Annotated in this window: 18 protein-coding genes; 6 read left to right on the top strand and 12 right to left on the bottom strand. The window is 72.8% G+C overall.

Features of this window, described 5'->3' with window-relative positions; all coding sequences use genetic code 11:
• Positions 1-40 precede the first annotated feature (40 nt).
• A complete protein-coding gene (locus SYYSPA8_RS32925; RefSeq protein ID WP_323451087.1) occupies positions 41-1,594 on the bottom strand; it encodes a serine hydrolase domain-containing protein in 1,554 nt (517 codons plus the stop codon).
• A 90-nt stretch (positions 1,595-1,684) separates the two neighbouring features.
• Between SYYSPA8_RS32925 and SYYSPA8_RS32930 the strand changes: the two genes are divergently transcribed.
• Positions 1,685-2,338: a TetR/AcrR family transcriptional regulator gene (locus SYYSPA8_RS32930; RefSeq protein ID WP_323451088.1), complete on the top strand. Its 654-nt coding sequence runs from the start codon at positions 1,685-1,687 to the stop codon at positions 2,336-2,338.
• Positions 2,339-2,446: 108 nt separating this feature from the next.
• A complete protein-coding gene (locus SYYSPA8_RS32935) occupies positions 2,447-3,100 on the top strand; it encodes a TOPRIM nucleotidyl transferase/hydrolase domain-containing protein (RefSeq protein WP_323451089.1) in 654 nt (217 codons plus the stop codon).
• A gap of 48 nt (positions 3,101-3,148) precedes the next feature.
• Here SYYSPA8_RS32935 and SYYSPA8_RS32940 read toward each other — a convergent pair whose 3' ends face one another.
• Positions 3,149-3,778 carry a hypothetical protein gene (locus tag SYYSPA8_RS32940; RefSeq protein WP_323451090.1) on the bottom strand — a complete coding sequence of 210 codons (630 nt, stop codon included), beginning with the start codon at positions 3,776-3,778 and terminating at the stop codon, positions 3,149-3,151.
• Positions 3,779-4,351: 573 nt separating this feature from the next.
• On the opposite strand from SYYSPA8_RS32940, the gene SYYSPA8_RS32945 reads away from it, so the two are divergent.
• Positions 4,352-5,614, top strand: a complete 1,263-nt coding sequence (locus SYYSPA8_RS32945) for a S8 family peptidase (RefSeq protein ID WP_323451091.1) — start codon at positions 4,352-4,354, stop codon at positions 5,612-5,614.
• An 80-nt stretch (positions 5,615-5,694) separates the two neighbouring features.
• Here SYYSPA8_RS32945 and SYYSPA8_RS32950 read toward each other — a convergent pair whose 3' ends face one another.
• Positions 5,695-6,858, bottom strand: coding sequence for a DUF4037 domain-containing protein (locus SYYSPA8_RS32950; protein ID WP_407706139.1), 1,164 nt, complete (start codon positions 6,856-6,858; stop codon positions 5,695-5,697).
• Positions 6,859-7,066: 208 nt separating this feature from the next.
• Here SYYSPA8_RS32950 and asnB point away from each other — a divergent pair, with 208 nt between their 5' ends.
• A complete protein-coding gene (asnB, locus tag SYYSPA8_RS32955; RefSeq protein ID WP_323451092.1) occupies positions 7,067-8,911 on the top strand; it encodes an asparagine synthase (glutamine-hydrolyzing) in 1,845 nt (614 codons plus the stop codon).
• Positions 8,912-8,980: 69 nt separating this feature from the next.
• On the opposite strand, the gene SYYSPA8_RS32960 is transcribed toward asnB, so the two are convergent.
• Both SYYSPA8_RS32960 and SYYSPA8_RS32965 read right to left on the bottom strand, forming a co-directional pair.
• Positions 8,981-9,619, bottom strand: coding sequence for a flavin reductase family protein (locus SYYSPA8_RS32960; RefSeq protein WP_323451093.1), 639 nt, complete (start codon positions 9,617-9,619; stop codon positions 8,981-8,983).
• Positions 9,620-9,773: 154 nt separating this feature from the next.
• Entirely contained in the window at positions 9,774-10,622 is an 849-nt protein-coding gene (locus tag SYYSPA8_RS32965) for an alpha/beta fold hydrolase (protein ID WP_323451094.1), read from the bottom strand.
• A 300-nt stretch (positions 10,623-10,922) separates the two neighbouring features.
• Between SYYSPA8_RS32965 and SYYSPA8_RS32970 the strand changes: the two genes are divergently transcribed.
• Both SYYSPA8_RS32970 and SYYSPA8_RS32975 read left to right on the top strand, forming a co-directional pair.
• Positions 10,923-11,780, top strand: a complete 858-nt coding sequence (locus SYYSPA8_RS32970) for a GNAT family N-acetyltransferase (protein ID WP_323451095.1) — start codon at positions 10,923-10,925, stop codon at positions 11,778-11,780.
• Positions 11,781-11,974: 194 nt separating this feature from the next.
• Positions 11,975-13,360: an MFS transporter gene (locus tag SYYSPA8_RS32975; RefSeq protein WP_323451096.1), complete on the top strand. Its 1,386-nt coding sequence runs from the start codon at positions 11,975-11,977 to the stop codon at positions 13,358-13,360.
• A 318-nt stretch (positions 13,361-13,678) separates the two neighbouring features.
• On the opposite strand, the gene SYYSPA8_RS32980 is transcribed toward SYYSPA8_RS32975, so the two are convergent.
• The 7 genes from SYYSPA8_RS32980 to SYYSPA8_RS33010 form a co-directional block, all read right to left on the bottom strand.
• The gene (locus SYYSPA8_RS32980; RefSeq protein WP_323451097.1) at positions 13,679-14,743 is read right to left on the bottom strand and encodes a methyltransferase; all 1,065 of its coding nucleotides are present in this window, start codon (positions 14,741-14,743) and stop codon (positions 13,679-13,681) included.
• A complete protein-coding gene (locus tag SYYSPA8_RS32985; protein WP_323451098.1) occupies positions 14,740-15,933 on the bottom strand; it encodes a cytochrome P450 in 1,194 nt (397 codons plus the stop codon). Before SYYSPA8_RS32985 ends, SYYSPA8_RS32980 begins: the two co-directional genes overlap by 4 nt.
• 50 nt (positions 15,934-15,983) lie before the next feature.
• Entirely contained in the window at positions 15,984-17,183 is a 1,200-nt protein-coding gene (locus tag SYYSPA8_RS32990) for a cytochrome P450 (protein ID WP_323451099.1), read from the bottom strand.
• A gap of 346 nt (positions 17,184-17,529) precedes the next feature.
• The gene (locus SYYSPA8_RS32995; protein WP_323451100.1) at positions 17,530-18,378 is read right to left on the bottom strand and encodes an ABC transporter permease; all 849 of its coding nucleotides are present in this window, start codon (positions 18,376-18,378) and stop codon (positions 17,530-17,532) included.
• Positions 18,375-19,307: an ABC transporter ATP-binding protein gene (locus SYYSPA8_RS33000; RefSeq protein WP_323451101.1), complete on the bottom strand. Its 933-nt coding sequence runs from the start codon at positions 19,305-19,307 to the stop codon at positions 18,375-18,377. The genes SYYSPA8_RS32995 and SYYSPA8_RS33000 overlap by 4 nt, the downstream gene beginning before the upstream one ends.
• Positions 19,308-19,533: 226 nt before the next feature.
• On the bottom strand, positions 19,534-20,382 hold the full coding sequence (locus SYYSPA8_RS33005; RefSeq protein ID WP_323451102.1) for a DUF4097 family beta strand repeat-containing protein: 849 nt from the start codon (positions 20,380-20,382) through the stop codon (positions 19,534-19,536).
• A 380-nt stretch (positions 20,383-20,762) separates the two neighbouring features.
• Positions 20,763-21,965: a cytochrome P450 gene (locus SYYSPA8_RS33010; protein ID WP_323451103.1), complete on the bottom strand. Its 1,203-nt coding sequence runs from the start codon at positions 21,963-21,965 to the stop codon at positions 20,763-20,765.
• Positions 21,966-21,982 lie beyond the last annotated feature (17 nt).

The following is a 21,982-nucleotide window of genomic DNA, read 5'->3' on the forward strand; positions in this document are numbered from 1 at the left end:
GACGGACGTCAGGCAGGGGCCGGACGGACGTGGGCGGGCGTCAGGCGGCGGTCGCGGGGCCGGTCGGCCGTCGGTCCGCCGTCGGCGCGGTGCGTGGTGCGGTGCGCGGCGCCCGGCGGGGCCTGAGTGCGAGGGCGAGCCTGAGGCCGGCGGTCACCGCTCCGGCCGCCGCCGCGACCCAGAGGGCGGCAGCGGCGTCGGGCACCCAGGTCGTCAACTGCCCCAGCGGGAACGTGCGGGCGATCAGCGCCAGCGCGACTCCGGGGCCGGCCCCCACGAGGCACCAGAGCACGGCCGGTACGGTACGGCGCCACCCCCGGGCCGTGGCGGGCCGCCGCAGCAGCAGGACGGAGCGCCCCGCCGCCAGGAGCAGTGCGAGGGCCAGGCCGGTCGTGCCCCAGACGGTCAGGTGATGAACGGTCGTACCGGGTACGGGTCCGGGGTCGCCCCCGGTGAGGATGCGCGCGGCGCCGAAACCGGTCTGCATGACGGCCCCGTCCTGGAGCAGCCCGTACAGGTTCTGCTGGATCACGAGGGCGGTGTTCCGCTCCGGCAGCAGGAAGAGCGCCGCCGCGTATCCCGGGGTGGCGCCCGTATGCCACACGGCCCCGCCGCCCGCCCCTTCGAGGCCGCCGACGCGCCAGCCGAATCCGTATCCCGTGCCCTCGCCGCCGCGCGTCAGCCTGCCCTCGGTGCGCATCTCCCGTACGGACGCGGCGGTCAGGACGGCGTCGCCGCCGGTGGTGGCGGTACGGGTCGAGCGGAGCTGGAACGAGGCGAAGGCCGCGAGGTCGTGGAGGTCGCCGCCGGTGTATCCGTACGCCGCGCCGTGGTCGTCCACGCCGTCGGGGGTCGCGGCGGGGAATCCCCACAGCAGGCGATGTCCGGGGGAGAGGTTCCGCTTCCGGGCGGAGGCGCGGTCGGCGATGGCGCCGTCCATGCCCGCCGGGCGGAGGACGCTGTCGCGCAGGTGTTCCGGATACGGCCGCCCGGTGACGGACTCGACGACGGCGCCCAGGGCGAGGTAGTTGGCGCTGCTGTACGCGTACGTCGTGCCGGGCGGGCCGAGCGGGGTCACGTCGTCCAGCGCCGCCAGCCGTTCGGTGGGCCCGGGGGAGTCGGCGTCCGTGCGGTCGGTGACGCGGAGAGCGGCCGACGCGGGGATTCCGGCCGTCTGGTGGAGCAGGTGGCGGACGGTCACGGCGGAGGCGTGCGCGGGGCCGCCGAAGCGGAAGCGCGGCAGATGCCGGGTGACCGGGTCGTCCAGCCGCAGGCGTCCCTCCTGGACGAGGGTCATGACGGCGGTCGCGGCGATGGGTTTGGCGACGGAGCCCCACAGGAAGGGGGTGCGGTCGGTGACGGGGTCGCCGCGTCCGTCGGTGCCCCAGGACCGCTGGTGGAGCGGCCCGTCGGGGCCGACGACGGCGTACGAGAGCCCGGGGGTGCGGGTGTCGCGCATCCGGTCGCGGAGGTACGTGTCGATCGCCGCGTACCGGCCCTCGGGGCCGGGGGAGGCAGCGGCGGCGGGCGGGGTCAGGAGGAGGAGCAGGCAGAGCAGGCAGAAGAGGTGGAGCAGCAGGGGGCGGACGCGCATGGGGAGTCCTCACCGTTCCTCGGAGACGGGTGGCGGCACGGATAACCGTATAGCGATACGGTTATAACCGTACGCTGGTACGGTCATCAAGTGCCCAGGACCGCCGACCACGACGAACGCCGGCGCCAGATCGCCGTCGCCGTCCGCCAGCTCATCGCCGAACACGGGCTCGACGCCGTCACCGTCGCCCGCACCGCCGCCACCGCCGGAATCTCGGTCGGCCTGGTGCAGCACTACTTCCGCACCAAGGACGAGATGCTGCTGCACGCCTTCCAGGACGTCAGCGCGCGGATCCGGGCGCGGGCCGAGGAGCGGATCCGGGCCGGGACCGAGCACCGCAGGCCCATCTCCGCGATCATGGCCGAGGTGATGGCCGAGTTCCTGCCGCTGGACGACACCCGCCGCACCGAGTTCCGCGTCACCCGGGCCTTCGCGGGCCGCGCCCTCGACGCGCCCGCCCTCGCCGAGGTCGACGCGGAGACCGCGCACCGGCTGCGCGAGGACATCGCCCGCGCCGTCCGCAACGGCCAGGAATGCGGCGAGGTCGAACCGGACCTGGATCCCCGGCCCGCCGCCGTCCGGCTCACCGCCGTCACGGAGGGGCTCGCGGCACAGCTCTACCGGGCCCCGGCCGGCGTGCACGGGATCCCCGCCGCCGAACTGGCCGCCACGGTCGTCGCCGCCGAACTGGCCGCCGTCTTCACGGGCGAGTGCCGCCAGTACACCCGGCCCGCGTCACCCTGAAGCCGGGCGGCCCGCAGTCCCCCGGTGCGCCGTCCGCCTGCTCCCGCCGCCCTCCGCTCCGGCGGGAAATCACTACCGTGATGGCCGGAAAGGGCACAGACTTGGCTCATGGCTGACATGGAGTCGTTCCGGGAAGCGGTCACCGCGTGGGCGGCCGGTGGCCCCGACGGCCCCGACGACCCCGACGACCCCGGCGACTTCGCGCGGGAACTGGCCGCGCGACTGGCCGTCAGGACGGTCGTCCTGCTCGAAGGCCCCAGCGATGTCGCGGCGGTCGACGCGCTGGCCGCCGGCCGCGACCGGGACCTGGAGGCCGAAGGGGTCTGCGTCCTGTCCATGGGCGGCGCCATGAGCGTCGGGCGCTTCGCCCAGCTCCTCGGCCCTCCCGGCCTGGGACTGCGGCTCACGGGGCTGTGCGACGAGGCGGAGCGCCGCTACTACGCCCGTGGCCTGGAGCGCGCCGGTGCGGCACCGGACTTCTTCGTCTGCACGGCGGATCTGGAGGACGAGCTGATCCGCGCGCTGGGCGTGACCCGGGTGGTGGAGCTGATCCGGGCGGAGGGCGATCTGCGTGCCCTGGAGACCTTCCTGCGCCAGCCCGCGCAGCAGGGCCGCACGCCGCAACAGCAGCTGCGGCGCTTCCTCGGCACGAAGAAGGGCCGCAAGATCCAATACGGCCGCGTCCTGGTCGAGGCCCTGGACCCCGGCCTCGTACCCGCGCCGCTCGACGACCTGCTCGACCACCTGCTCGCCGGGGTCTGAGTCCGGTCCGAGTCCGAATCACAGCGCAGGGCCTCGGAAGTACCGGAGTCAGACGGGGCGAAGGGCCCCGGCGGCGCTGCCGGAGATGTTGCGCACGCCGGGGGCCGTGTCACAGGACTGGCCGGGTGAGAGGGTGAGGCCGATCCATTCGATGACGGCGGCCTGGCCCGCGTACCGGCCGCCCGTGACGGTGCCGCTGAAGGCGACCTGGTCGCCGGGCTGAACAGGGCCGAGTTCGGTGATGGAGATCGAACTGGAGGCGGCACCGGTGCCGCCGTTCCAGTCGATGGTGACGGTGCCGGTGACGTTCTCACTCGTCAGGCAGCTCACGTCGCCCTGGCCGGAGACGCTGACGGCACCGCCGAAGAGGGGCAGCGGGTGGCCGGAGTCGAGGCAGCCGGACAGTGAACCGGCGCCGGTGAACGTCTGCGCCTGGACGGTGTCGAGCAGCAGCCCGGGGCTGAACTCGACACCGAGGCTGCCGCTGGGGCACAGCACCAGCGGGGCGGCAGCCTCGGCGGAAGCGGGCGTGGCCGCCGCTTGCGGGGCAGGCGCCGCTCCCAGGGCCGCCCCGGCGGCCAGAAGGGTCGCGGCACAGGCCGAGAGCCCCCGGCGGACGGTCGTACGACGGGCGGCGCGGGCGAGCGGGGAGGACATGGTGGAGAGGGAGATGGGCATGGTCGTCTCTTTCTGGAATGGCCGGGGGAGTGATGTTCGGCGCGATCCGGTGAGAGGTGTGGGGGGACGAACCTGCGGTTGGCCGAGTCCCTGATGACGAGGCCGGCGCCGGGAACCGGCTGTTCCTTTCGGCACACTCAGGTCGGTTGGCACGGGTGTCGTGCCTGTCCTGAGGGCGATGCCGGCCCGTTCTTGCGCATCGGCTTCTTTCTGGATGAGGAGAACCCGTTGGGCGGTCCGCAGACAGCGGAGAGGCGGCTTCTTCGGCTGCTTGCCTGGTAGATCCCTCCCAGTGGCCCAGAGCACCCCGCTCCCAGAGGTGCTTTCGCCAAGCTCGTTGTAGCGACACGGCGACAGAAGCTCACAGCGGGAACGTCACCGGGTGGCGCCGCGTGCTGCCGCTCCGGGCGACACCGCGATTCCTTGCCCTGGTGGAGGGCTGGAGAAGGGCCGCAGTACCTGCCGGGCCGACGGGCGTGACGTGCGGGCCGTTGGGGTGGTTCGATGCGCGGGCGGCCGCTGGGAGGGTGGTCCGGCTGGCCGCCTGCCCGGGCCCGGGGTCTGATCGCGGACATGAGGAGTCATCACTTCAGGGCGCGTACCCGCACCATCGTGCCGGCCGTGCTGGCCGTCGCGGTCTCCGCCCTGACCGGCCCGGCGGCGGCCACGCCGCCCCCTCCCGTACCCGTGCCGCTGACCGAGGCCACCGAAGCCGTCCCCGGGCAGTACATCGTCCTCCTGGAGAGCGGCACCACACCGGCGTCGGTGCTCTCCACGCTCGGAGCCACACCGCGCCATGTGTACGAGCATGCCCTGAACGGCTTCTCCGCCGCCCTCACCCCCGCCCAGCTGGAGGCGGTACGGATCCTGCCGGGGGTGCGGGCCGTGGAGGAGAACGCCGTCGGCCGCGCACCTGCCACGGTCTTCGAGAGGGCCGACGCCCCGGCCTCCGTGCCGGGCGGGCGCGGGCGCTCCGCGCGCCCGGTGTCGGACGACCTGTGGGGGCTGGACCGGATCGACCAGCGGTATCTGCCCCTGGACGGCCAGTACAACGCCAAGAGCACCGGGAAGGACATCAGGGTCTACGTGGTGGACTCCGGCATCGACGCGAGCCACCCGGAGTTCGGCGGCCGCGTCTCCAAGGGAGCGGACTACGTCAACGACGGCAACGAGTTCTGCGGCAGTCACGGCACCCATGTCGCGGGAACCATCGGCGGCAGGACCGTCGGCGTGGCACCGGGGACGCGGCTGGTCAGCCTGCGGGTCAACGACTGCGCGGACTCGGGGTCCCTGGACGACTACGTCGCGGCCTTCGAATGGGCCGTGAAGGACGCCGAAGGCCACGGCGTTCCGGCCGTCCTCAACGCCTCCCTCGGCGGCTCCGGCAGGTTCCAGGCCATCGACGACGCCACCCGGAGCCTCTGGAAAGCCGGCGTGCTGCCTGTGGTCGCCGCGGGCAACGAACGAAGCGACGCCTGCGGCCTGACCCCGGCGAACTCACCCTTCGCGTTCACCGTGGCCGCCACCGACTCCGACGACAAACAGTACGAGCAGTTCGCCGGCTCCGGAGGCACCAACTACGGCAAGTGCGTCCAGCTCTACGCGCCCGGCAAGTACATCTACTCGGCCTTCTCGGGCGGTGGGTACGGACTCATGTCCGGGACCTCGATGGCGACCCCGCACGTGGCCGGCGCGGCAGCCCTGTACAAGGAAGTCCACCCGAAGGCGACCGCCGCGGACGTATGGCGCTGGCTGCTCGACAGCGCGACCCCGGGACAGGTGACCGACCCCGGGCCCAACACACCGAACCTCCTGCTCTACCTCAACGGGATCTGAGCCCGCCCCTGCCGCTGATCTCGGAGTGTCCGGGACCAGGTGCCCAGGGTCCGCCAGAGCTTTGACCGGGGGATTCCCTCTCACGCCCGGCCGAGGCCCACCACCGCGTCCGCCGCCGTGCGCACGACATGCGGGTGGTTGAGCAGATCCGTGCTGTCCGCCCACTGATCCACGGCCCCCACCAGCGGCAGCCCCCGCAGCTCCGGATCCGTGACCGTCGCCGCGAGCGCCCGTGCGAACCGGTCGGCGCGCAGCACCAGGAACGGCCGCGAGTGATAGGGCCGGGGCGCCGGATCCACCGGTGCGGTCAGCCCCGACGCGTTCTGGAGCGCGGCGACCGTCCCGTAGGCGGCGCACAGCCCCGCCTCCCGCGCCGGATGGTCCGCCGCCGCCAGCACCGACCGCAGGACGGGCCCCAGCTCCGCCGCCACCGGCAGCTGCCCGAACGCGCTCCCGAGCCACTTGTCGTACGGGGCGTACCGGCGCTCCAGCAGCAGGCACAGCCGCATCAGATCCCGTACGAGAGCGGCGGCCACCACGGCCGACCCCAGGTCGTCGCCCACCTCGGCGCAGCGGCCCGTGAATGCCTCCCGCTGCGCGATCCGCTGCCACTGGCAGGCCAGCAGATACCGCCACACCTGCTCCGGGTACCAGGCGAGCCGGCGCCGCACGGCGGTGAGGTCGCCGGGGCCGTCGTGGAAGACCGCGCCCCCGGTGGTCTCGGCGAGCGACTGCTGCGGCATCGCCAGCCAGTCGCGTACCCCCGGCTCGCGTACCCCCGGCTCTCGTTTGCCGCCCGGCCAGGGTCCCAGCCGTTCCGTCAGCCAGCCGTCCAGGTCGTGCGTGCGCACCCGGTGGGCGACCGGGCCGTCGGTCGGCGTCGCGTGGCCGACCGGGGCGACCGGGGCGACCGGGGCGACCGGTTCCAGGGGGGCGTCGCCGCCCCGGAAGTGTGTGGGCCAGCCCCGTACCTGCTTCGGCAGCCGCTCCGCGAGCACCCGGTGGATCTCGGCCCCGTACCGCTCCCGGTCCCAGGCCCTGACGAACAGCTCCAGCCGGGGACCCCAGTCGTGGTCCGTGGAGCGCGCCGTGTCGAAGCCCAGCACCTCCGAGCCGGCGCCGATCAGCGCTGCCGCGTACGGGAGCCCCGGGAAGACCTCCCGGAGCAGCGGCCGCACCCCCTCCTCGTACAGGAGACGGGACAGCTCGACGCCGGGCAGGAACTCGGGACCGGAGATCATCATGGCGCCATCCTGCGGGCCGGTCCCCGCCGTCGCCACGGGATTTCGGCGGCGGAAGGCTTCGGGCGGGCAACCTCGGCGGCCGTTGGCCGCGACGGAACGCGCTCCTGCGCGTTCTCCCTGCGTACACGGAAGCACTCGCAGTACTGAATGACCGCAGCACGTAAGCCGCGTGCGCCGGACCGCCGACCCACCCCCAGGAGGTGACCCCGTGTGCGGCATCGCCGGATGGGTGTCCTTCACCCATGACCTGACCCGCCAGCGGCCCGTCCTCGACGCCATGGGCGCGACCCAGTCCTGCCGGGGCCCCGACGCCCACGGCCACTGGCTCTCCCGGCACGCCGGGCTGGCCCACCGGCGGCTCGCCGTCCTCGACCTGCCGGGCGGGGCGCAGCCCATGACCGTCCGCGCCCCCGGCGGCGACCTCGTCATCAGCTACAGCGGCGAGGTCTACAACCACCGTGAGCTGCGCGAAACCCTCGTCGCCCGGGGACACTCCCTGACCACCCGCAGCGACACCGAGGTGGTCCTGCACGCCTACGCCGAGTGGGGCGACGGCTTCGCCGCCCGGCTGAACGGCATGTTCGCGTGCGCGATCTGGGACACCCGTACCGAGCGGCTGATCCTGGTCCGCGACCGGCTCGGCGTCAAACCGCTCTGCTACCGGGAGGTCCCCGGCGGGATCGTCTTCGGCTCCGAACCGAAGGCGCTCCTCGCCCACCCCGGCGCGGACCGGACCGTCGACGCCGATGGGCTGCGCGAACTGTTCCAGCTCACCCGCTCCCCGGGCGCGGCGGTCTGGCGCGGTCTGCGCGAGCTGCCGCCGGGGAGCCTCCTCACCGTCGACCGCGACGGGCCGCGCGAGCACGTCTACTGGCGGCTCCAGGCCCGCGAACACGCCGACGACCTGCCCACCACCGTCGTACGGGTGCGGGAGCTGCTGGAGGACACCGTCGCCCGCCAGTCCGTCGCCGACGTCCCGCTCTGCGCCCTGCTCTCCGGCGGCCTCGACTCCACCGCGCTGACCGCGCTGGCCGCCGCCGGGGCCCGCCGTTCGGGCGCCGGACCCGTCCGCACCTTCGCCGTCGACTTCACCGGCTCGGCCGAGTCCTTCCGTACGACGGAACTGCGCGAGACCCCCGACGGGCCCTACGTCCGTGTCGCCGCCCGCCACCTCGGCACCGACCACCACGACATCGTCCTCGACCCGCGTGCCCTGACCGACCCCGCCGTGCGGCACGCCACCGTGGCGGCCCGCGATCTGCCCGGCGCCCTGGGCGACCTGGACCTCTCGCTGTACCTGCTGTTCCGGGCGGTACGGAGGCACTGCACCGTGGCCGTCTCCGGCGAGGGCGCCGACGAACTCTTCGGCGGGTACGCGTGGTTCGACCACCCGGCCGCGCGGCGGGGCGGCACCTTCCCGTGGTCCGCGCTCCTCGGGGCCGTCGAACGGGAGTCGCTGGCCCTGCTCCGCCCGGAGGTCGCCCACCGGCTGCGGCTGGCCGAACACCTCGCGGACCAGTACGCCGACGCCGTCCGCCGGGCACCCCGGCTGCCCGGCGAGGACGACGAGGAGGCCCGGATGCGACTGATCGGCCATCTCCACCTCACGCGGTGGCTGCCGTCGCTGCTGGAACGGAAGGACCGCATGAGCATGGCCACCGGCCTGGAGGTCCGGGTCCCGTTCTGCGACCACCGGCTCGTGGAGTACGTCTTCAACACGCCGTGGCACATGAAGAGCTTCGACGGCCGGGAGAAGAGCCTGCTGCGGGCCGCCGTCCGCGACCTGCTGCCCGCGCCGGTCGCGGAGCGGCGGAAGTCCCCGTACCCCAGCGTCCAGGACCCGTTCTACGCGCAGGCCCTCCAGGACACGGCCAAGCACATCGCCGCCGAGCGCAACGACACGCTCTTCACGCTGGTGGACAACGGCTGGCTGACCCGGGCGATGGCCGTGGACCCCGCCGCCCTGGACCTCGGCACCCGGCACGGCCTGGAGCGCGTTCTGGACCTGGCGGCCTGGATCGATCTGTACGAGCCGCACATCACGCTCGACTGATCGCTGATCGCTGATCGCTGATCGCTGATCCCTGGCCCTGATCAGTCGAGTCGGCCGGCGGCGGAGTGCTCAGCCGGCCGCCGCCCGAAGCCGGTGCGGCAGCTTCCAGCCGTCGGCGAGTCTCGACGGGTGGACGTTGTCCCCACCGCCGAAGAACTCGCAGAACTTCATGATCAGCGGGTCCCAGCGGAGCGGGTCCACATAGTGCGTCCCCGGGATGACCAGGTCCTCCTCGACATGGGCGCGAAGGACTTCGACCTCGAAGGCGGTCGCGTGCGACGCGGGACCGCCGAAGGGATGGGACGAGACGACGCGGCACTCCAGCTGGATGGGGCATTCGGCGACCCTGGGGGGCCGGACCAGGTCCGATGCCTGCTCGGTCAGCCGTGCGGCCGAGAACTTGTCCGGCTCGTAGCGGTAGCCCTGCCGCACCCTGTACTCCGGCATGACCTGCTTTCCGGTGGTGAGCGCGATGCGGTCGACCGCGTCGACCATCGCCGACGACGGCAGGTTGAGCACGCACTCGCCCTCCCGCAGCAGGTTCGCGGTGGTGTGGGCGTTGTTGCCGAGACCGATCATGCAGGACTGGCCCAGCCACCACGCCGAGGAGATCGGCGCCAGGTTCGCCGTGCCGTCCTCGTTGAGTGAGCTGATCAGCACCACCGGTGTGCCGAAGTACAGGACCTTGAGCCCGGGGACGACGTGCATGCGCTGTGCCTTTCGCGGAGTGCCGGAGTGCCGGAGTGTTGGAGGGGCGGACCGCGATCACAGGGACACGGGCCTTCACCGACTCTCGCGCGAGAGGAGTACTGATGCTGGCGGAAATAGGACAACGAATTTCGGCCGAGTCGATCGAGTCGATTCAGGGAGCGGGGGCCAGGAACTCCGTCAGGACACGGTTCAGTTCGGCGGGCCGCTCCTGCGGAAGGGAGTGGTGGGAGGCGCCGGGCAGGGTCACGACCCGGGCGGCCGGCATCAGCGTGCGGGCGGTGGCGGCCACCCGGCCCACCGCGTGCGCCCGGCTCTCCCCGGCGAGCGCCACCAGCGTGGGCACGGAACAGGACCGCAGCTCCGCCGCCTTGGGACGGCGCATGGTGACCACCTTCGACGGCCGCACCGTCCCGGTGCTCTCCAGGAACGCCCGCCACACCGGGTCCCCGGCCGGGCCGCCGCTCTCCCACTCGTGCAGGCCCCGGACCCGCTCGGGCGTGCGCCGCAGCAGGACGGGCAGCGCCCGCAGCACATAGCGCGGGCCCGGCTCCCCGAAACAGGCCACCGGGTCGAGCAGCGCCAGCCGGCCGATCCGGTCGGGCGCGTGGAGCGCGTACCGCAGGGCGATCCAGGCGCCGTAGGAGTGGCCGCACAGATCCGCCCCCGCGAGATCCAGCTCACGGACGAGCAGATCGAGCCACGCCATCAGATCGTCGGGGCCCCGCAGCGGAGCGCCGTTGTGGAGGCTGCGGCCGATGTCGCCCATCAGGTCCACGGCGTACACCCGGTGGTCGCGGGCCAGCTCGCCCGCGTTGGCGTACCAGACGACCGACGTCGTCCCGCCGCCCGGGAGCAGGACGACGGGGGGCGCGTCGGGCGGGCCGCAGACATGGACCCGGGTGGAGCCGTACCGGGACGGCACGTCCAGGCTCTCCACCGGCACGGGCCACCGCGCCAGCACCGCCTCGTACCGTTCAAAGAAGAGTGAGCCGTCACCCATGGCCGCCTTCGCCCCCGATCGCGCCGTGATGCCCTGCGGCCGCCGGTCCGGTGTACGCGGCCCTCCGCCCGGCCCGGGTCGTGCTGCCGCGCGTGCCCGTATGCCTACCGCATTCTGATCGCTCCCGCCGCCCGATGGGCCTCTTCACGCCGTAATGGCTGAAATGTGGGTACGGGGGTACATGTGCCACGGTGGCGCACTGCCGGCTCTGCGGCCCCGCGACCGGAACCGGCCCGGCGTGATGCCGTCGGCGGAAAATAATCCACGGACGCACGCCCCCGGCCTGCGGGATCATGGAGGATGCTCCCGAACCACTGGCAACTCACCGAAGACGTCGACGACTTTCTCGCCCGAGCCGGAGAGTTCCTGCGCTCACGGCCCGTCGTCCACCTCATGCCGCTGACCGTGACCCAGAGACTCCGTATCCGGGGGGCGGCCTACTACGGCACGGGAGCCCCCCTCTTCGGCCGGCTGGAGCGGGCGGGCGAGGTCCACGCGACCTTCCACCGGCTCCCGTCCCACGGGCTGGGACTCACCCCCCTCACCCCCGGACAGGCCGACACCCTCGCCGCCCACCTGGCCGGCCTCGGGCACTCCCTCCCCTACGTCAGCGCGGACCACGCCACCGCCACCGCCTTCGCCGAGGCATGGCAGCGGCACACCGGCGCGACACCGACGCTGCGGGTGCGGCTCTGTCTCTACCGGCTCGGCACACTCACCCCGCCGGCCCCCTTCCCGGCCGGCCGGGCGCGCGTCCTGGGCGAGGAGGACCGCGAAGAAATCGTGCACTGGTGCAACGGGTTCGCCGCCGCCGTCGGCGAGAACTCCTCCATGGACGCCGAATCCTGGGCCGGCTCACGCTTCGGGGACAAGCGCTACACGCTCTGGGAGACCCCGGACGGCACGCCCGTCTCCATGGCGGGCGCGAATCCGATGGTCGCGGGACACGTCCAGGTCGACCCCGTCTACACCCCGGCCCACCTGCGCGGGCACGGCTACGCGGCCGCCGTGTCCGTCGAGGTGAGCCGGGTGGCGCTGGCCGAGGGCGCGAGCGAGGTCGTGCTCTTCGCCGACCTCGCCAACCCCACCAGCAACGCCCTTTACCGGCGCATCGGGTATCTCCCCGTCACCGAGTTCGCCACCTACGACTTCTCGTAGGCCGCGCCGGACGCCGTCCCCGCAGACCGCGCCGGACGGCGTCCCGGACGCTGCTCCGGACGCCGCACCGCACGCTCCTCGCGACCGTGCCACGGATCCCGGACCTGACCAACCAGCACGGCCTTCGGCTGCTCCACGCGCCCCGGCGGGTAGGACCCCTTCCCCCCTCACCGCCCGAAGGACCGAGGAACACCATGGCCGCCACCCCGACCGCCCCGCCCACCGGCACCGGCTCCGTGCCCGCCGCCGGTGGGCGGGCCCGTACCGCAGGACTCCGCTACGGGCTCCTCTTCGGCCCCGCCGTCTTCGGCATCAGCTCCGCCGGCGTCGCCCTGCCCGACGTGGCGGCCGGACTGGGCTCCGGCGCCTCCGCCACCGCCTGGGTACTCACCGTCCACGCGCTCGCGCTCGGCATCGGCACCGCGCTCTTCGGACGGCTCGCCGACGCGCACGGCATCCGGACCGCGCTGCTCGTCGGATCGGCCGTGCTCGCCGCCGGCGCCGTGGTCTGCCTGCTCGCCCCCGGCCTGCCCGCTCTCGTCGCCGGGCGGGGCGTGCTCGCCGCCGGATCCGGCGCCCTGACCGCCTGCGCACTCGCCCTCACGGCGACCGCCGCCCCCGCCGAACGGCCCCGGATACTCGCCGCGTTCGGCGCCACCCTCGCCGTGTTCACCGCCGCCGGCACCCTGGCCGGCGGGGCCGTCACCGCCTGGCTCAGCTGGCGCGTCACCCTCGTCCTGCCCGCGTTCTCGCTGCTCGCCGTCCCCCTGTGCCTGCGCGCCGCCACCCGGCGGAACGGCTCGGGCCGCCCCCTCGACGCCCTGGGCGCCGCGCTGCTCACCCTCGTGGCCGGGGGCCTGCTGCTGCTCATCCAGGCCCCCGCGCTCGGCCTGCCGGCCACCGCCGTCGCCGCCCTCGCCACCGTCCTGCTGCTGTCGGCCGCCGGGCTGGCCCTGCGCGTCCGTACCGCCGAGACCTCCTTCGTCCCCCGGGCCCTCGTCACCGACGGCGGCTTCCTGCGCGCGGCGGCCACCGGTACGGGCGTCTACGGCGGGCTGTTCGCGACCATGTACGCCGTGCCGCAGATCCTGGTGCGCGAACACGGCTGGAGCGTCCTGGAGATCGGTGCCTGGCTGCTGCCCGGCGCGATCGCCGGCTCGCTCTGCTCCCGGCTCGCCGGACGGCTCCCCGCCGCGACCGGCGGCAGCAGGCTCCTCGCCGCGACGGCCCTGGCCTGCGCCCTCGCGCTGGCCGCCCCCGCGCTGGTCCCGGGGGCCGCGGGGCACGCGCTGCCGCTGCTCCTCGCGGCCTCCCTCGGCTTCGCGGGCACCGCCGTCACCCAGGTCGTCATCACCGCGCTGCTGTCCGCGCGCGTCGAACCGGCCCTGCGGGGCGGCGCGATGGGCCTGCTGAACCTCGGCTACTTCGTCGGCGGCGGCGCCGGCAGCGCCACGGCGGGGGCCGTGGCCGCCTCCGGATCGCTGACCGCCGCCCTGTCGGCCGTCGCCCTCTTCCCCCTCACGGCGGCCGTGACGGCTCTGACCCTGGGCCGGCCCGGCGGCGCGCGCCGCCGCACGTGATCCGCCGAGCGACGACCTCGTCATCCTCCGGGCCGCTCACCTCCGGGCCGCCGCGACGCCGGCCGCCACCGCCCGCGCGCCCGGATGAACCCGCCGCCGGCGAGGTGCGCCTCGACCCGCCCCGAGCGACTGGACCTGGCCGGAATCCGAGGAGTGACTGCGGCCCTCGCGGCCGAGGGCACGTCGTTCCGTGACGAGTGGGGGCAGGTCGCAGCGGGCTCGGGCTGCCGCGCGCGGCCCGGTCGGGACGAGCGCGCGGGTCGAGGCGCCGTCCGCCGATGCGTGGCGGCGGCTCTCCCACCCCGTGGGACCGGGCCGTCAGCCCGCCGGGGTCCCCTCGATGACGTGGTAGTCGGGCACGCCGTCGGCGACCTTCACCGCGACGGCCGACGTGAGCGTGAACCCGCTGTCGGCCAGCAGCCGCCCGTACTCGTCCCGGGTGCGTTCCCGGCCGCCGGCGAAGACCAGGTTGTTGAGGTCGGTGAGGCCGTACGCGGCGGACTCCTCCGGGGTCAGCACGTCCGGCATCAGCGTCTCGACCAGGAGCAGCCGGGCCTGCGGCGGCATCGCGGCCCGGCACCGGCGCAGGACGGCGAGCGCCTGCCGGTCGTCCCAGTCGCGGACCACGTTGTTGAGGAGGTACGCGTCCCCGCCCGGCGGTACCGCCGTCGCCGGGTCGTCCGCCACGGCGGTCCAGCGGTCCGCGAGGCCCGTGCCGGCGAGGGCCGCCGCCGTGCGGTCCAGGGGCTCCTGCCGGTCCACGAGTACGGCCCGGAGCGCGGGCACGGCGGTCAGCACGGCCGCGATCAGGGTGCCGTCGTCACCGCCGCCGAGGTCGACGACCGTGCCGAAGCCGGAGAAGTCGTACGCGGCGGGGACGCCGGGCGCGAACGCCGCCGTCGCCTGGGCCTTGCCCGCGTGGAGCCGCGCCGACAGGCCGGGGTGGCGCCGCAGTGCCTCGTGGGCGGTGAGGCCGGTGCCGGGGATGCGGTGGGTCTCGCCGGTGCGGACGGTACGGGTGAGGGCGCCCCACGCCTGCCACAGCTCGGGGGCGATCGTCAGCCCGATCTGCTCCCGGGGGGAGCCGGGGCCGCCGGAGCGCAGCTGCCGGCCGAGGTCCGTGAGGGCGAAGCGCTCGGTGTCGAGCTGGGTGACCAGGCCGAGTCCGGCGAGGGCCCGGAGCAGCCGGCGCAGTGCCGCCGGGTCGGTGCCGGTCCGTTCGGCGAGCGGCCCGGCGGCGAGCGGACCGTCGGCGAGGCCGTCGGCGATCCCCAGTTCGGCGGCCGTCCAGAGGATCTGCGCCGGTACGTAGCCGAGGGCCAGCTGCTGGAGGGCGGGGTCCATGGGGACGGCCGCCGCCGTCTCCTCGTCGGGGCGGGTCATGAGGTGAGGAGGTGGAGCGTGTTGACGCCGACCATGTCGGGCGTGGGGAAGAACGTGGGCGGCCGCTCCGGGTCGGTGCGGAGCACGGGGAAGCGGTCGAGGAGGGCGTTGAGCGCGACCTTCGCCTCCAGCCGGGCGAGGCCGGCGCCGACGCAGAAGTGGACGCCCCGGCCGAAGCCGAAGTGCGGGTTGGGGTCGCGGGCGGGGTCGTACACCTCGGGGTCGGGGAAGCGCAGCGGGTCGCGGTTGGCGGCGGCCAGCCACAACATGACGATCTGGTCCTTGGGGATCTCGACCCCGCCGATCCGGACGTCCGTGGTGGTGCCCCGGGCGAGCGCGGCCGAGGGCGACAGCACCCGCAGGGCCTCCTCGATCGCGCCGGGGACCAGGGAGCGGTCGGCGCGGACCTTCGCCGTCTGCCCGGGGTTCGCGTCCAGGCAGAGCACCGTGTTCCCGAGGGTCATGGTGGTGGTGATGTGCCCGGTGACGAGGAGGATGTTGGCGAAGTTGACGATCTCGTTGTCGGTGAGGCGTTCACCGTCGATCTCGGCCTCGGCGAGCTGGCTGAGCAGGTCGTCCTGGGGCCGGCGGCGGCGCTCGGCCAGCTGCGCCGCCATGTAGTCGAGGAGGGGCCGCAGCCGGGCGGTCGCGTCCTGGATGTCCTTCTGGCCCTGCTCGCTGTCGTCGAGGAAGGAGAAGCCGCTGAAGCTCTCGATGACGTCGTCGGCCCAGCCACGGAAGAGATCGCGGTCGGAGGCGGGGACGCCGAGGAGTTCGGCGATGACGATGACGGGCAGCGGATAGGCGAGGTCGGAGGCGAGTTCGAGGGCCGGTGCGCCGTCGACCCGGTCGAGGAGTTCGCGGGTGATGTCGACGACGCGGGACTCCATGGCGGCGACGAGCCGGGGGGTGAAGGCGCGGCTGACGAGGTTGCGGTACTTGCGGTGGACCGGCGGGTCCATCTGGGACAGGTCGCCCTCGGTGAGGGAGGAGTCGACGCCGACGGGGAGCAGCCGGGCGAGGTCGGAGGAGAAGGTGGTGTGGTCGTTGAGCGCGGTCAGGCACTCGGCGTGGCCGTAGACGTTCCACACGCCCTGGGTCTCGTCGAACTCGACCGGTGCGGCGGGTCGTTCCCCGCGCAGCCAGCGGTGTTCCGGGTGGATGTCCCACCGGTCGACCACGGTCGTCATGGAGTGCTCCTTGTCAGGCGGGGGCGTGAGGCGTCAGGTCAGGCGTGGGGTCAGGCGGGGGAGGCGATCACCGGCAGGGTGTCCACCCCGTCGGCGTCGACCACCTGGAGGAAGGTCGGGGGCCGGTCCGGGTCGGTGGTGATGCTGGGGTAGCGGTCCAGCAGGGCGTTGATGGCCGCCTTGCCCTCCATGCGGGCCAGCTGGCGTCCGACGCAGAAGTGGATGCCCCGGCCGAGACCGAGATGCGCGTTGGGCGTCCGCTCCAGATCAAAGGTGTCCGGGTCGGCGAACTGCCGCTCGTCCCGGTTGGCGGCGCCCGTCCAGGCGATCAGCATCTGGTCCTTGGGGATGACCGTGCCGCCGATCTTCGCGTCGGTGTTGGTGGCCCGGCCGACGCCGCAGATCGGACTCATGAATCTCATCGATTCCTCGATGAGTCCCGGTACGAGAGAACGGTCGGCGCGGGCCCTGTCGTTCTGATCGGGAAAGGCGTCGAGGCAGAGAATGGTATTGCCGATGAGCATGGCCGTGGTGAGGTGGCCGTTCACCATCAGGCGATTGCAGATATTCGATATCTGGCTGTCGTTCAGCCGCTCGCCGTCGATCTCGGCGGCGACGAGTTCACTGATCAGGTCTTCCTGCGGCTTGGCGCGGCGGGCCACGGCGAGGTCGCGCCAGTAGTCCCGCATTTCCCAGAGCAGGGACAGTTCCTGTTCCAGTTCCTCCTGGCCGGCGAGCTGTTCCTCGGGCGACTCGAACTCCTCGCCACCGTCCAGCATCTTGTCCATCCAGGTGCGCAACAGTGCCCGGTCGGCCGCCGGGACGCCCATCAGATCGGAGATCATGACGAGCGGGAGCGGCGCGGCGAAGTCCTTCATCAGGTCGAACCGGGGCCGGTCGGCGATCTCGTCCAGCAGTTCCCCGATGACGGTGGAGACCCGGGACTCCAGGCGGGCCACCAGCTTCGGGGTGAAGGCGTGGTCGACGAGCCCGCGCAGCTTGCGGTGCTGGGGCGGATCGGTGTGGCTGAAGTCGCCCTCGACGATGGCCTCGTCCAGTTTGATGGGGTCGAGCCGCATCATATCGCTGGAGAATACTTTCGGATTGCTGAGGATCTCGGCGCACTCGGCATAGCCGTAGACGTTCCAGATCTTCAGTTCATCGTCGTACGAGATCTGTTCGGCGGGGCGTTCTCCGCGCAGCCAGAAATGATCCGGATGTATTCCCCACTGGTCGACTGGCGACGTCATGGGTGTGTCCTTCCATGGGAGGAGAGAGGAAGAGAGAGAAAGAGAAAGAGAGCCGATCGGCTTTCACCAGTGTTCAAGTGCCCGGATGGCAGTGTCAAGATCGGCCGGGTTTTGGCGGGAGTTGCCGGCGCTTCGGTGAGGTCCGCGCCTTGCCGGTGCCGGTGCCGGTGCCCGTGCCGGTGCCCGTGCCCGTGCCGGTGCCGGGCCCTGTGCCGGGCCCTGCGCTGTCCCGATGCTGTCCCGTCGCCAGGACAGCACCGGGACAGCACGGAAATCCCGTCCGCCGGAGCGGGCTCCGGCGGACGGGAAGGAGGGTGGGAAGGGGGGGTGGTGGCGGTGGCGGCGGTCAGCCGATGCGCTGGAGGGCCTTCTCGCGGCGCTCGGCGACGGAGGAGCCGGACTCGCGGCGTGCCATCCGGCGCAGGACGACCGGCGCGAGCGCCAGCCCGATGACGGCCCAGGCCCCGAGCACGCCGACGGTCTCCAGATGCCGCCAGGACTCGCCGATCTCGACGGCCGCCGCGCTGTCCGGCAGCAGGGCGGAACGCATGCCGAGGCCCAGCCAGTAGACCGGGAAGACCTGGGCGAACCACTGGACCCAGTCCGGCATCGACGTCACCGGGTAGAAGATGCCCGAGGTCGCGATCATCGCCATCATCGGCAGCATGATCAGGCCCTGGCTGCGGGCGCTGGCGAAGAGCGAGCCGAGGACCGCGCCGATCGGGAGCGTCGCCAGCAGACCGAGGGTCAGCACCCAGAACATGGTGAGCCAGGCTCCGGCGCTGCCGACGGAGATCCCGGGGACGAGGAACAGCCCGGGGATCAGGAAGATCGCGAGGTCGAGGACGAGCCCGAAGGAGACGAAGACCACCTTCCCGGTCAGATAGCCGAGCATGCCGTTCGGGGTGGCCTTGGCCCGCAGCAGGGTGCCGTCCTCCCGTTCCGCCGTGAGGAGCTGGCTCATGGTGACCATCGCCATGGCGGAGTTCATGCCGAGGATGCTGGGCAGCACCAGGGCACCCAGGTCGAAGCCGGTGTCCTGGAAGGAGACGTCCCGGACGAAGTAGAGGACGACGAGCATCAGCACCGGCCAGAGCAGGTGGTTGAGGATGTCGCCGCTGTTGGTGACCGACTGGCGCAGCTCGATCAGGCCACGGGACCAGCCCGCGCGGAGTGCTGTCGCTCGGGGGTTCATCGGGTCACCTCGTGCTGCTCGTCCGGCTGGTCGGTGGCGGCGCGGCCGGCCTCGGCCCGCCGTACCAGGGTGAGGTAGGTGTCCTCCAGCGAGGCGCGGCGGACCTCCAGTTCGCCGATCTCCTCGCCGTACCGCCGGAAGAGGTCGAGGACGAACTTGGTCGACTCGGTGGTGTTCCGCTCGTACCGCTGTCCGTCGCGGGTCCAGCGGACCTCGTCCTCGTCGGCGATGCTGCGGGCCAGCTCGGCCGCCGTGCCGTCGGCGATGATCCGCCCGCCGTCCAGGATCATGATCCGGTCGGACAGCTTCTCGGCCTCGTGCAGGTCGTGGGTGGTGAGGACGATGGTGGTGTCCCGCTGCGCGGACAGGCTCTCGACCAGGCCGTGGAACTCGCGGCGCGCGACGGGGTCGAGACCGGCGGTGGGCTCGTCCAGGAAGAGCAGTTCGGGCCGGCCGACGAGGCCGACGGCCACATCGAGCCTGCGCCGCTGGCCGCCGGAGAGCATCCGTACCTTCTTCCCCGCGTGCGGGGTCAGTCCGACGGCCTCGATCAGCTCGTCCGTGGCCCAGGGGCGGATGGTCTGCCCGGTGCTGTACGGGGCGTAGTAGCGGCCGAGGTGGGCGAGGAGTTCGCGGACCCGCCAGCGGCCGTGGTCGCGCCAGGACTGGAGGACGACGCCGAGGCGGGCGCGCCACCGCTCGTCGCCCTGTGCCGGGTCGGTGCCCAGCACCTCGACCCGGCCGGCGGACCGCATCCGGAACCCTTCGAGGATTTCCAGGGTGGTGGTCTTCCCGGCCCCGTTCGGCCCGAGGAGGCAGACCACCTCGCCGTGGTGCACCCGGAAGCCGACGTCCCGGAGGATTTCCGTGGTGCCGTAACTCATGCGCAGGCCGTCGACGTCGAGGACGACTCTCTCGCGAGTGGTCATAGGGGATTCCTTGTCGTGGACAGATGTCGGCGGGCGTTCGCAGCGGGGTGCGGCCCGGAAACCGCTCGGGGGACGGACGATTTCCGGGCCGCCGCAGGGCCGCCGGGGGCTGTACGGTCGCTTCGCTTCCGGGCCCACCGGGGCCGTGGCTCGATGCCCGGCCGGGCGGCGCGGGCGCGGTCGGCGGGCCGCGCGCGCCGCCCTCACGGGGTCATGGGGTCACGGGTCACCAGGAGCGGCGGATGACGATGTCGCCGCCATAGGTGCGGGCGCGCACCTCGACGACCTCATCGGTTTTCTTTGGGCCCGAGGCCCCTTCGAGCTGGTTGCGGACGCTGCCCGATGCCGTGCTGACATCCAGCTTGGCGGAGGTGCCCTCCCGGATCCCGACCTCGATCTCGGCGGAGGCCGCGGTGATGGAGACCAGTCCGCGCGCCACCTCACCGATCCGGACGCTGCCGTGCGAGGTCTTCACCTCGATGTCGTCGTGGGCGCGCCCGACCCGGAAGTCCGCGTTCATCCCGGTGAGCTTCAGCTCGCCGGTGATCTCGCCGATCCGGGTCTCGCCCATGTCGTTGGAGACGGAGGCGCTGCCGTCGATCCGGTCGACCCGGATGGTCCCCGAGCCGTTGGCGATCCGCGCGGGGCCGCCCGCCCGGGCGACCACGATCTGTCCGTGGGACGTGGACAGGCGCACCGGGCCGGCCTGGCCGAGGCGGATGTCGCCCTCGGCGACATCGAACCGGCACTCGCCGAGCGGGCCCTCGCCGCGCAGCGTCGCCCAGGCCCCGCTGCCCCGGACCTCGGAGCCCTCCGGCAGACCGATGATCACGTCGACCGAGCCGCCGCGCGAGACCGAGGCCGAGCGGCGCAGCGGCTGCCCCTTGATCAGCAGCTTGCCCCGGGAGAAGTCGACCTTGGTGTCCGCCGCGGCCTTGACGTCCGCGGCGCTGGAGCCGTCGCTCGGACGGACCTCGACCACCGTGTCCGTCCGCGGACCGGCCGTGAGGTGGATGTCCCCCGTGGCGAGTTCGATCCGCACGGAGATCGGGTCTGGGGTGTCGAACGTGGTCATGCCGGAACTCCCTGGTGAGCTGGTCGGAGCTGGTCGGATGCACACGGGCTGCCGCACCCGAAGGGGCGGGGCCGGTATGCCCCGACCGCCCATAGCGCCATAGTGACACATTAATGGCGCCATTGACAACGGCGCAGGGAGGAAAGCGGCGTCAAAGCGGGCTCTGTATGGCGTCAAAGGGCTGGCTTCGGGGCGGGAAACCCCCTCCCACGTGGAGGGATGGGGGTGCGCGGGTCGGTTTTCCCGGGGTCGTGCACCACATGCGCCACAATGGCGCAACGGTGACCGCGCGGTGGCCCCGGCGGGGGAGCCCCGAGGCCGGCGACTCCAGTCAGGTCACCGGCGCACGCCCGGGTCACCGGCTCCCGCAGGTCACCGGCTCATGCCCGGGTCACCCGGACCGGCAGCACATTCACCCCCGTCGTGTCATAGCCCGGCGAGAACACCGGCGTCCTCTCCGGATCCGTCCTGATCTCCGAGAAACGGTCGAAGAGCAGGTTCATCGCCACCCGGCCCTCCATCCGCGCCAGCGGCGCACCCAGACAGAAGTGGATGCCCCGGCCGAAGCCCAGATGGGCGTTCCGCTCCCGGGTCACGTCGAACGCGTGCGGATCGGTGAACTGCCGCTCGTCCCGGTTGGCGGCCCCGTACCAGACCAGGACCATCTTCCCCGGCTCCATCCGCTGCCCCGCGACCTCCACCTCCCGGGTCGTCGCCCGGTACGTGGCCGCCACCGGGCTCAGATACCGCATGGACTCCTCCAGCAGCCCCGGCACCAGCGACCTGTCCGCACGGACCTTCGCGGCCTGCTCCGGATAGTTGTCCAGGCAGAGCACCGTGTTCCCGATCAGCATCGTCGTGGTCAGATACCCCGCGATCAGCAGCATCTTCCCGAAGTTGACGATGTGGTTGTCCGTCAGCCGCTCACCGCCCACCCGGGCCTCGATGAGCCGCCCCAGCAGATCGTCCTGCCGCCGCCGGCCCCGGCACGCCGCCGTGTGCTCGCGCAGATACGCCAGCATCTCCCGCATCGGCGCCATCGACTGCTCGAAGACCCGCTCCTGCTCCGCCGTGTCGTCGGACATCGACAGATCGCCCAGGCTCTCCGTCATCCCGCGCATCCACTTCTCCAGCAGATACCGGTCGGCGGCGGGAATGCTCAGCAGCTCCGCGACCACCGTCACCGGCAGCGGATACGCCAGCGAGCCCATCAGATCAAACGATTCCTCGTCCGCCACCGCGTCCAGCAGCTCCCGCGTCACCTCCGTGATCCTCGGCTCCAGATCCGCCACGACCTTCGGCGTGAACGCGTGGCTCACCAGCTTCCGCAGCTCCCGGTGGTCCGGCGGATCCGTCTGGAGCAGATCCCCCTCCGTGAACGACTCGTCCATCCCCATCGGCAGCAGCTTCGCCGTGTCCGACGAGAACGTCCCCGGATCCCCGAGGACCTCCATCGCCTCCGGGTAGCCGTACACGTTCCACGCGTCCATCTGCTCGTCGAAACGGACCAGCCGCTCCGGCCGACGGCCGTACAACCAGAAGTGCTCCGGGTGGATGCCCCACCGTTCGGCCAGCGCTGTCATGCGATTCCCTCGTCCCT

It is taken from the genome of Streptomyces yaizuensis, from assembly GCF_034961445.1.
GTDB classification, from domain to species: domain Bacteria; phylum Actinomycetota; class Actinomycetes; order Streptomycetales; family Streptomycetaceae; genus Streptomyces; species Streptomyces yaizuensis.

Coding starts and splice junctions, on each gene's coding strand:
- SYYSPA8_RS32970 (WP_323451095.1), top strand. CDS start 10,923: ATGCTCCCGAACCACTGGCAACTCACCGAAGACGTCGACGACTTTCTC.
- SYYSPA8_RS32975 (WP_323451096.1), top strand. CDS start 11,975: ATGGCCGCCACCCCGACCGCCCCGCCCACCGGCACCGGCTCCGTGCCC.
- SYYSPA8_RS32995 (WP_323451100.1), bottom strand. CDS start 18,378: ATGAACCCCCGAGCGACAGCACTCCGCGCGGGCTGGTCCCGTGGCCTG.
- SYYSPA8_RS33000 (WP_323451101.1), bottom strand. CDS start 19,307: ATGACCACTCGCGAGAGAGTCGTCCTCGACGTCGACGGCCTGCGCATG.
- SYYSPA8_RS32985 (WP_323451098.1), bottom strand. CDS start 15,933: ATGACGACCGTGGTCGACCGGTGGGACATCCACCCGGAACACCGCTGG.
- SYYSPA8_RS32945 (WP_323451091.1), top strand. CDS start 4,352: ATGAGGAGTCATCACTTCAGGGCGCGTACCCGCACCATCGTGCCGGCC.
- SYYSPA8_RS32990 (WP_323451099.1), bottom strand. CDS start 17,183: ATGACGTCGCCAGTCGACCAGTGGGGAATACATCCGGATCATTTCTGG.
- SYYSPA8_RS32925 (WP_323451087.1), bottom strand. CDS start 1,594: ATGCGCGTCCGCCCCCTGCTGCTCCACCTCTTCTGCCTGCTCTGCCTG.
- SYYSPA8_RS32965 (WP_323451094.1), bottom strand. CDS start 10,622: ATGGGTGACGGCTCACTCTTCTTTGAACGGTACGAGGCGGTGCTGGCG.
- SYYSPA8_RS32950 (WP_407706139.1), bottom strand. CDS start 6,858: ATGATGATCTCCGGTCCCGAGTTCCTGCCCGGCGTCGAGCTGTCCCGT.
- SYYSPA8_RS32940 (WP_323451090.1), bottom strand. CDS start 3,778: ATGCCCATCTCCCTCTCCACCATGTCCTCCCCGCTCGCCCGCGCCGCC.
- SYYSPA8_RS33005 (WP_323451102.1), bottom strand. CDS start 20,382: ATGACCACGTTCGACACCCCAGACCCGATCTCCGTGCGGATCGAACTC.
- SYYSPA8_RS33010 (WP_323451103.1), bottom strand. CDS start 21,965: ATGACAGCGCTGGCCGAACGGTGGGGCATCCACCCGGAGCACTTCTGG.
- SYYSPA8_RS32935 (WP_323451089.1), top strand. CDS start 2,447: ATGGCTGACATGGAGTCGTTCCGGGAAGCGGTCACCGCGTGGGCGGCC.
- SYYSPA8_RS32980 (WP_323451097.1), bottom strand. CDS start 14,743: ATGACCCGCCCCGACGAGGAGACGGCGGCGGCCGTCCCCATGGACCCC.
- SYYSPA8_RS32960 (WP_323451093.1), bottom strand. CDS start 9,619: ATGCACGTCGTCCCCGGGCTCAAGGTCCTGTACTTCGGCACACCGGTG.